The sequence below is a fragment of the Pirellulales bacterium genome, from assembly GCA_035656635.1.
In the GTDB taxonomy this organism is placed as follows: domain Bacteria; phylum Planctomycetota; class Planctomycetia; order Pirellulales; family JADZDJ01; genus DATJYL01.
Map to the genome: position 1 here is coordinate 1 of DASRSD010000026.1, position 8,330 is coordinate 8,330.

Here is an 8,330-nt window from a genome sequence, read left to right on the forward strand (position 1 = left end):
CCGTATCACAGGCGGCAAGTACGTCTCGACGAAACTCCCTCGAATACGGTGCCACAGCAACCTCCTTGTTCAAGTTGCTGCGTAGCTTAACTAATTTGCCGGCATGGCGCTAGAGCTAGATGAAGAGCGCTCTAGGAGCGCCATCTTGGGGAAATAAATGCTGGTAGAGTGATTTCATTTCCTCAGTCGAGTGGCCCATCCATGCGCCAATCTGATCGCGTGGTACGCAAGCACGGGCAAGATTTGCCCCGAATGAATGGCGTAGCACGTGGAAGCCGCGCAAGACTGACCACTTGCTGTCTTTCAGTGTGTACTTGAAATGGTGATAGGCTTCTTTAGGCGTCAGTGCCGCGAAGTCGATGCGCTCTGGCCGCTTGGCCATCTCCAGCGGAGCCGCAATGGTGTACTTACCGCCGGGATGCTCATCGAACCATGCTTTCATCACTTCGGCTAGCTTGGGGTGAAGTTCGACAAACCGGAAGCTACTGGCAAGGTCTCTGCGTCGTTTCTTTTCGCGAAGATTGATTGCCTTATTGTCGAAATCAAAATCTTCAATCTCACTTCGGCAAATCTCACTGCGCCGCGCTCCGGTGTAGGCAGCGAATACAAACATGGGATGAATAAATTCGTGGAGCGCGTTTTTTTTGACGTAAGCGAGCAATTCGACCACTTGGTCATTGTCCAGATATAGGCTGTCCCATAGCTTGTCTTTCTGCGCATCAGTCAAACCACCGCGTTTGATACGCTTTTCGATTTGCCCCCAAGTTTGGAATTTCTCTTTTTCTGCCGGCTTCTCTACCTTTACTGCCCACTTGTGCCGATCATCGTACACCGGGCAATCGCGGCTGACGTATCCACGCTGTTTGGCCCATGCCCAAACTTGCGTAAAGGTAACTAGCTCTTTGTGAATCGTTTCGCCGGCTATTAACTTGCCGGCGCGTTTTTCTCGTGCACGACGATTGACGTACAGTTGAATCTCTTTGATCGTCATCTTGGCTAGCTTAGTCTTACCGCCTAACACGCGGCGGAGATTATTGCAGTGAGTGCGTTCCGTCCCCAGCGTGTTTTCCGCTTTCCCATGCTGATCGGTTAGATAGACATCGCAGGCATCGCCAAGATATACGATGTCGGGGGTCTCCAGCGTCGGCTTGTCGGCAAGTTTGCCGCCGCTTACGATGAAAATCAACGGGTCAGCGTCAGCGGGCATTACAATGCGGCCGCGATGCAAGTCGGAGATGGTTTCCTCAATGCGCGCCTTCATTCCCTCAGCGCTTTTCCTGCTGTCGGTCTTTGCGGACGCCATGAACTGACGCCCACCGTAGCGAAACGAAACGAGATAGTTGCCCGTGCGATTGTCTTGGTGCGTGCTGGCCATAACCTAGTTCCTCTAGCCGTATAACATCGGTATAACAGAATCGCCAATTCCAATGAGATTGCGAACGAATCACATTCGCGTGGCAAATCGTCCTAACTTACGATACAATCGTTAGTTGCAATTAGGATGCGATGCGTTTGCCACTTAGGCGAAATTGGCCCAAAGCAGATTCAAATCCTAGTTCCCCAGCTTCGTGCAATGCAATCCCATGAAAGTGCGGTACAAATGCCATACAGACCACTTAGGCTAGTAAACACAGTCATGTTGAGTTTGCATACCTGCAATGGCTTTTAAGCATGCCGATTCTCCCGTCGGGGAATCTTGAGTGCTCTTTCTCATATGGGGAAACGATTTTTAAAAAAGAAAAATGGCGAGCAAGGCCCGAAGTGGCCATTGTATTCTCGCCATCGACTACACATCCACCAGCGATTACCCAATCGGCCGCAATTTGCGTACTACCGCCTTGGCTGATCGCAGAAGTCAACTCATCCGACCGACCTGCTGAGTCGGCGGCGAAGTTTGGTCAATCCAGCTGCGCCAAGTGCTGCCAATCCAGCAAGCATTAAAGTCGACGGTTCTGGAACGACGTTCGCCGCGACCGGCTCCGAATAGATAAAATCATCCATCGCGACAACATCGACCCGGCTCTCGGAATCCTCCCCTGGCCCCAGGTCCGAGTTGCCCGTGGTAATTCGGACTCGGGCAATTCTTTCGCCTGCATTGCCCATGGCGCCCAAAAACGAAAAGCTGCCATTGGATGTCGTGCCGGGCAATGCATTGAGGCTCAAAATTTGGACGTCCGACGAGTTGAAGAATTCCATCCGAGTAACATTTGGTAAATCGACGTCGGTAAACACAGCGCCAAAACCTGCAACCGTAGCCTGCGTAGCGCCATTCGTGCCCGCCACCGAAAAAGTTACGTCCGTAATATTGCTACCCACGGGCGTGAAAATCCGCTGCGGGCTAAAAGCGCCGAAGGTGGTCGAGTAGCTCGAATTGATGCCCGTCAATGCCGGATCATTGACCGGCGTCTGGAGGAACCCCAAGCCATCGGTCGTAAAGGTGCTGCCGCGCGTATTGGTGAATGCAGTAAGCACCGGTCCACTTGCCGTAGCGGTCGTGGCGCCGCCGCCATCCCAATTGATTTCGCGACGGCCGCCGCTCAACGGTCCAGGGTTATTGCCGTTGTTAATACCGCCCAATGCAGTGCGGAACGAATCGACAGTACTCTGGATCGAGCTCGTCGCCGAATTTCCGCCTGTCGAAAACGTAACAAAGCTTGCGCCTGCTGTGGTTGCGCCCAAAATGAGCGATGCCGCGGCCAAGGCAAACGTCCGGTGCAGGATGGAATGAACTGGTTTCGAAAACATTGAAAATCTCCTTTGTCGTTGAGGAACCAAATTAGAAAGTAAAAGTTGATGTCTCAGCCTCGGTCATCGATCGCCGCGGAAGCGCGCGACCTTATTGGATCACGATGTTGTTCCCGGTACCGCCGTCAAGAATGTCACGGCCCGGCCCGCCAACGAGCACGTCATCGCCGGCTGCGCCAGATAGCGTGTCGTTGTCGTCGCTGCCGACCAGCACGTCGTTGCCGTCGCCGCCGTCCATGGTCAGCCCGATCACGCCTGCATTGAGCTGGCTGGCGTCCAAGAGGTCGTTGCCGCCCAAACCGTTGATCCGCAGGCGATCGTTGGCAGCTTCCGCATTGGCAACGTGCACCGTCGTGGCATGACTCGTGGCGACCACGGTGCTGCCGGATCCAGCGATCGTGACGGCATCCTTGGCAGCCGTGCCGTTGATGATGACGGTGTCGGTCTGGCCATCTCCGGCGGCACCGCCGAGCGTTCCCGCCAGGTCGAGGTTCACCTCCGTGACCCCCGTTCCAGACAAATCGTTGACCGTCAGCGTGTCGGCGCCGCCCAGTGCCGCAACATTGACCTGCTCGACTCCGTTAACATCCATGGTCACGTTGCCGACGTCACGAGTCAGCCGCAGGCGACTGCCTTTTGCCGACAGGTTGATATTTTCATTGACGTTGGCGCCGTTGAACTGCAACGTGTCGTGGCCGCCTTGCCCCTCGACCACGTCGCTCCCCTCGCCAGGATTCCAGATGAACGTGTCATTGCCGGCGCCGAGCAAGGCCACGTCATTGCCACGACCACCCACGATGGTGTCGTTCCCGTCGCCGCCCAACAACCTGTCGTTGCCGTCGCCGCCGGTGAGCGTATCGTTCCCCGCGCCGCCATCGACGGTGAGCGAAATCAAGTTGGCCAACCCGTTGCCGGCGGTGAAAACATCGTCGCCACCGTTGGCATTGAGCACGAGGTTTTCCGTTGTGCCAATGTCCAGGAAGAACGGCGCCGGACTGACCCGATCGAAACGAACACGTGTGCCATTGGCAACTACGGTAAAGTTCTCGGCGCCATTTCCGCCGTTAACTTCGACGGTATCGACGCCGGCGCCTCCCTCGTTAAGGTCGCTTCCTTCGCCCGGATTCCAGATCATCCGGTCGTTGCCATTTTCACCAAAAACAAAGTCATTGCCGGTCCCGCCGGTGAGGGTATCGTTGCCATCTCCGCCGAACAACTGATCGACGCCTCCTTTTCCAAGCAGGATGTCGTTGCCGGCGCCGCCGAGCAACATGTCGTTGCCCGAGCCACCAATCAACGTGTCGTTACCGTCGCCGCCGAAAAGATTTGCAGCGGGCAGAGCGCCGTTGGTTTCGTCCAGGGAAATTCGGTCATTGCCCCCCTGTCCCAGGACCTGAATGAGCGTCGTATTCGCAACGGTCGGTGCGCCGCCGGTAATTTTGATCGCGCCGTCGTTCAGGAGAATCCGGCCGGCCACGTCGCGGCTTACCACAATGCTATTGCTCGCGTTGTCTCCCAGGACCGACAGGACGCCGGTGCCGGGGACAAACGTAGCGGTGACCGACAGCACCACTCGTTCGTCGAGTCGCTCGAAGGAACGCGGTCGATTCCGATGATTCGATTTTCGCGTTGTCCTCCGTTGGCGAATTTTTACAATGGCCCATCGATGCAATGTCATGCGCGACATGGTGTTGCCTCTTCTGCTGTTTGGGGTATGGGTGGTTCAAGACTTCGATCCACGGCCGCCGAACTGTTCCTGCTTCGACAAGGCGATTCGCCGAAGCACCCGGCTTCCGCAGCGTTTCTAAGAGGTACTACTGCCGCTGCTCGGGCAATCTAGCGCCGAAAAAATTTATTTCTGGAACTAATCATTGCCGTCGCCGCCGCATCGCGCCGATTTAAAGACTTGCAAGTGCGCCGCTTGCACACGACAATAGCTGAGATTCGTCCAGTCACTGGAGAGGCGCTACCCATGCCCAACGCAGGGTTACCGACGACGCGCGCCACATTGCTGTCGCGGCTTCGGCACGACCCGTCGAATAAAGACGCTTGGGAGGACTTCGTTGAGCAATACGGGCGACACGTTTTTCGCTGGTGCCGGCAATGGGGATTGCAGGATGCCGACGCGGAGGACGTCACTCAAGAGATCTTGCTGAAGCTCGCCCGAAAGCTCCGCGACTTTGACTACAACCCGAACAGCAGCTTCCGGGGATGGCTCAAGACGGTTGCGCACCACGCCTGGCGAGATTTTGCAGACAATCGCCGCGTGGTTCGGCCCATGGGCGACGAGCAAATGTGGAAGCTGCTGAAATCGGTCGAAGCGCGCGAGGATTTGGTCCGAAAACTCGAGGAGGCCTTTGATTTTGAGCTCCTCGAAGCCGCTAAGGTTCAGGTTCGTCTGCGCGTGGCGCCGCATACGTGGGAGGCATTCCGCCTGGTGGCGATTGAGGGGCTTCCCGTCGCGGAAGTAGCCGCCAAAGTGCATCTGCAAGTCGCCATGGTTTACGTGGCTAAGAGTAAAGTCCAGAAGATGCTCCAAGAGGAAATTCGCAAACTCGAAACCGTTGACTGATAGCCTTTTTTATGCCCATGATCCTCGCACGCGAACGGACAATTTCAGCGCATCGAACTCCGCGTGGGCGGAACGATTTGCCGGCGGCTGGTTGCGCACCATCGGTGGCCTTCCCATGACGTCTTGCCCCTCCGAGGAAAATCTCGCTCAGCTGTTGGCCGACGTGTTAGGCACGACCGAACGGGAGACCCTTGCACAGCACATCGAGGCGTGCCCCGCGTGCCAGGCTGCACTCGCACGACTGACCGCCATGCCAATCACACAGGCGTGGCAACGCGCCCAGGATTGTTCTGCAAATAGTCCCGCCGAAGAGGAAATTCTACAACGCTTGAAGGTGACGCCACACACGGGGGCATCGTTCCCCGCCGATCCGGCGGGCGCCACACTCGGGATTTTTACACAACGCGAGCTGGCGGCACAGGCGGCAATCGATTCGCAATGGCCGGTCGTGCCGGGCTACGAAATCACCGGCATCCTGGGGCAAGGCGGCATGGCCGTCGTCTTTCGAGCCCGACACCTGGCGTTGCAACGCATCGTGGCGCTGAAGATGCTCCGATATTCGGCGCGCACCGATGAGAAAGAGCTGGCCCGTTTTCGCGCCGAGGCGGACATTATCGCGCGTTTGCAGCATCCGAATATCGTGCAAATTTTTGGCGTCGGCGATATCGATGGTCGACCGTATTTTGTTCTGGAATATATCACCGGCGGCAACCTGGCCCAACACCTTAACGGCATGCCGCAGTCGGCGATTCAGGCCGCACACTTTGTCGAAGTGCTGGCACGGGCCGTGCAGGCAGCGCATGCGAAGGGAGTCGTCCACAGGGATTTAAAACCAGCCAACATCCTTTTGATTCCCTACCAGCAAATGACTACCGGACCGGCTGATGAAACGCTCGGTTCGAGCATCCTTGTTGCGGAAGGAGGACCGCTAACGGCGATTCCAAAAATTGCCGACTTCGGGGTGGCAAAGTGCGCCGCCAAGGAAATGAAAACTCAATTCCATGGCGGTCTTACCGTGACCGGCGATCTGCTTGGCACACCGAGCTATATGGCGCCCGAACAAGCGGCGCCCACCGGTCCGCCGATTGGTCCGGCCGCCGATATCTACGCGCTGGGAGCCATTTTATATGAGTTACTGACCGGCCGACCGCCGTTCAAAGGAGAATCGCCCCTGGATACGGTGCTGCAAGTTCTGCATAGCGAGCCAGTCGCTGTGACCGGATTGCGACCGAATGTTCCCAAGGACCTGGAGACAATCTGCCATAAGTGCCTGCGCAAGGACCCTCGCCACCGCTATCTGAGCGCCAGCGAATTGGCGTACGACCTGCAAAGTTTTGTACAGGGCAAGCCGATCAAAGCCCGCCCCAGGGGAGCGGTCGAAAGAGCCTGGCGCTGGATTCGGGAACATCCGGCCCCCGCGGGGCTTGCTGCCGCCGGTGTGCTCACCCCGCTCATCGCGCTCATTATCCTTTCGCTGCTTTCCGCTCGGTTGGTTCGCTCCAGCGCGCTAGAAAGCGCCGCACAACAGGCGGAACTTCTGGAACAAGCGAACAACCAATATAGCCTGATCGTGCAGCGCGTTGAACAGGCGCATTATACGGTCAACAAAATGGTGCCTCCCACGCCGGGTACTGTTCCGCTTAGCATTCCGGCGACGTTCCTGCACGACGTGGGTGAGGAATTGCACCAGGATAGCAAAACAGGCATTCAGGTCCATCAGTACAGCGACTATCCATTTCCTTGGCGGACCGACGGCGGAGCTCATGACGACTTCGAGCGCCAGGCGCTTATCCGCCTGCGGCAAAGCCAAGGGAAGGAAACCGTTCATGAGTATACAGAAATGAATGGCGAACCTGTCGTTCGCTATGCCCAAGCACGAATCATGAAGCAATCCTGCGTCGATTGTCACAACACGCATCCGTTGTCTAGTCGCAAAGATTGGAAAGTTGGCGACGTACGCGGGGTTTTAGAGATTATCCGCCCCCTGAAAAACGACGAGGCCCGGGTTACGCAAGCGCTGCAGTTAACACTATTTCTAAGTGCCGTATCGGGTCTCCTGCTGTTGGGAAGCGTCCTCGCCGTCTGGCAAAAGCATCGCCGTCCCGCAGTTGGCGCGTGAACGACGGAATCTCGCGGCGCACACATTCACGAACTTGCACCGCAGAGGGCGAGTGGGCGATTGTGAGTCGACGGGTGATGTGGTTGTAGCACTCGTCATCAAAACTCTCCGTCAATCTTCGCTCTTCCGCGCTAATTGAATCGCTGCAACTGACGACCTTATTTAGCGAGCGCGATCGAGGAACGGCAGCCGCAATGACCGAGTGCCTTGCTTTGCCACTTGGTCCATGTCGCACTGCTTGGGCGCTTTATCTGGCCGCCACCGTACCAACTTCGTGCCGTGTCGAAATCGGCCGCCGGTAAAGTGATCGTACTCGACTTCCACAACCAGCTTCGGCGCTAGCGGCTGCCACTCCATCGATCGCTTTGTGCTCCAGCGACTTGGCCCACCGGGCGCCTTGCCAGTAAATCCGGGCGGATGAATCAGCCGCTTGAGTCGTTTCGTCAGCGGCCCGCGCTCGGAATGCTTAAAGCTCGACGTAAATCCGACATGATCCAATTTACCTTGATTGTCATATAACCCTAAAAGTAACGACCCTACCACGCGCTTGCCGGCGGCGTAGCGAAACCCCCCGACAACGCAATCGGCAGTTCGGAGCGGCTTGATCTTTTGCATGCCGGTCCTATCACCGGATCGATACTCCAAATCCACGCGTTTGGCAATCACTCCATCCAAGCTGCGGCCTGCCGAAGCCAACCAGCGCCGCGCCACTTTGGTGTCGCGTGTCATGGGTGACAGCGCAAGCCGGCCAGTCTTGCGAAAATTCTGTTTGGCAAATTGTTCCAACAACTCACGTCGCTCGCTCAAGGGAGATTTCAGTAAGGACCCCTCTGAATTTTCCAAGAGGTCAAACACAATAAAGATCGCCGGCGTTTCTTCCGCAAGTTTCTTGAC

6 protein-coding genes are annotated in these 8,330 nt (G+C 56.7%); 2 read left to right on the forward strand and 4 right to left on the reverse strand.

Annotated features, from left to right (window positions below; all coding sequences use genetic code 11):
- Nucleotides 1-115: 115 nt before the first annotated feature.
- The 3 genes from VFE46_01940 to VFE46_01950 form a co-directional block, all read right to left on the reverse strand.
- Nucleotides 116-1,303 (reverse strand): site-specific integrase, encoded by a 1,188-nt coding sequence (locus VFE46_01940; GenBank protein ID HZZ26741.1) that lies wholly within the window; start codon nt 1,301-1,303, stop codon nt 116-118.
- Nucleotides 1,304-1,860: 557 nt separating this feature from the next.
- The gene (locus VFE46_01945; GenBank protein ID HZZ26742.1) at nt 1,861-2,745 is read right to left on the reverse strand and encodes a PEP-CTERM sorting domain-containing protein; all 885 of its coding nucleotides are present in this window, start codon (nt 2,743-2,745) and stop codon (nt 1,861-1,863) included.
- A gap of 91 nt (nt 2,746-2,836) precedes the next feature.
- Nucleotides 2,837-4,432, reverse strand: coding sequence for a calcium-binding protein (locus VFE46_01950; protein ID HZZ26743.1), 1,596 nt, complete (start codon nt 4,430-4,432; stop codon nt 2,837-2,839).
- A gap of 285 nt (nt 4,433-4,717) precedes the next feature.
- On the opposite strand from VFE46_01950, the gene VFE46_01955 reads away from it, so the two are divergent.
- Together VFE46_01955 and VFE46_01960 are read left to right on the forward strand one after the other, a co-directional pair.
- Complete coding sequence (locus tag VFE46_01955; protein ID HZZ26744.1) at nt 4,718-5,317, forward strand: sigma-70 family RNA polymerase sigma factor; 600 nt, start codon at nt 4,718-4,720, stop codon at nt 5,315-5,317.
- 115 nt (nt 5,318-5,432) lie between these two features.
- Entirely contained in the window at nt 5,433-7,436 is a 2,004-nt protein-coding gene (locus VFE46_01960; GenBank protein ID HZZ26745.1) for a protein kinase, read from the forward strand.
- 162 nt (nt 7,437-7,598) lie between these two features.
- Here the strand turns inward: VFE46_01960 and VFE46_01965 are convergent.
- The coding region (locus VFE46_01965) for a hypothetical protein (GenBank protein HZZ26746.1) at nt 7,599-8,330 on the reverse strand (732 nt) is incomplete at its 5' end.

Excerpts from the sequence above, each read along its gene's own strand:
- VFE46_01940 (HZZ26741.1), bottom strand. The coding sequence starts at position 1,303 with ATGGCGTCCGCAAAGACCGACAGCAGGAAAAGCGCTGAGGGAATGAAG.
- VFE46_01945 (HZZ26742.1), bottom strand. The coding sequence starts at position 2,745 with ATGTTTTCGAAACCAGTTCATTCCATCCTGCACCGGACGTTTGCCTTG.
- VFE46_01950 (HZZ26743.1), bottom strand. The coding sequence starts at position 4,432 with ATGTCGCGCATGACATTGCATCGATGGGCCATTGTAAAAATTCGCCAA.
- VFE46_01960 (HZZ26745.1), top strand. The coding sequence starts at position 5,433 with ATGACGTCTTGCCCCTCCGAGGAAAATCTCGCTCAGCTGTTGGCCGAC.
- VFE46_01955 (HZZ26744.1), top strand. The coding sequence starts at position 4,718 with ATGCCCAACGCAGGGTTACCGACGACGCGCGCCACATTGCTGTCGCGG.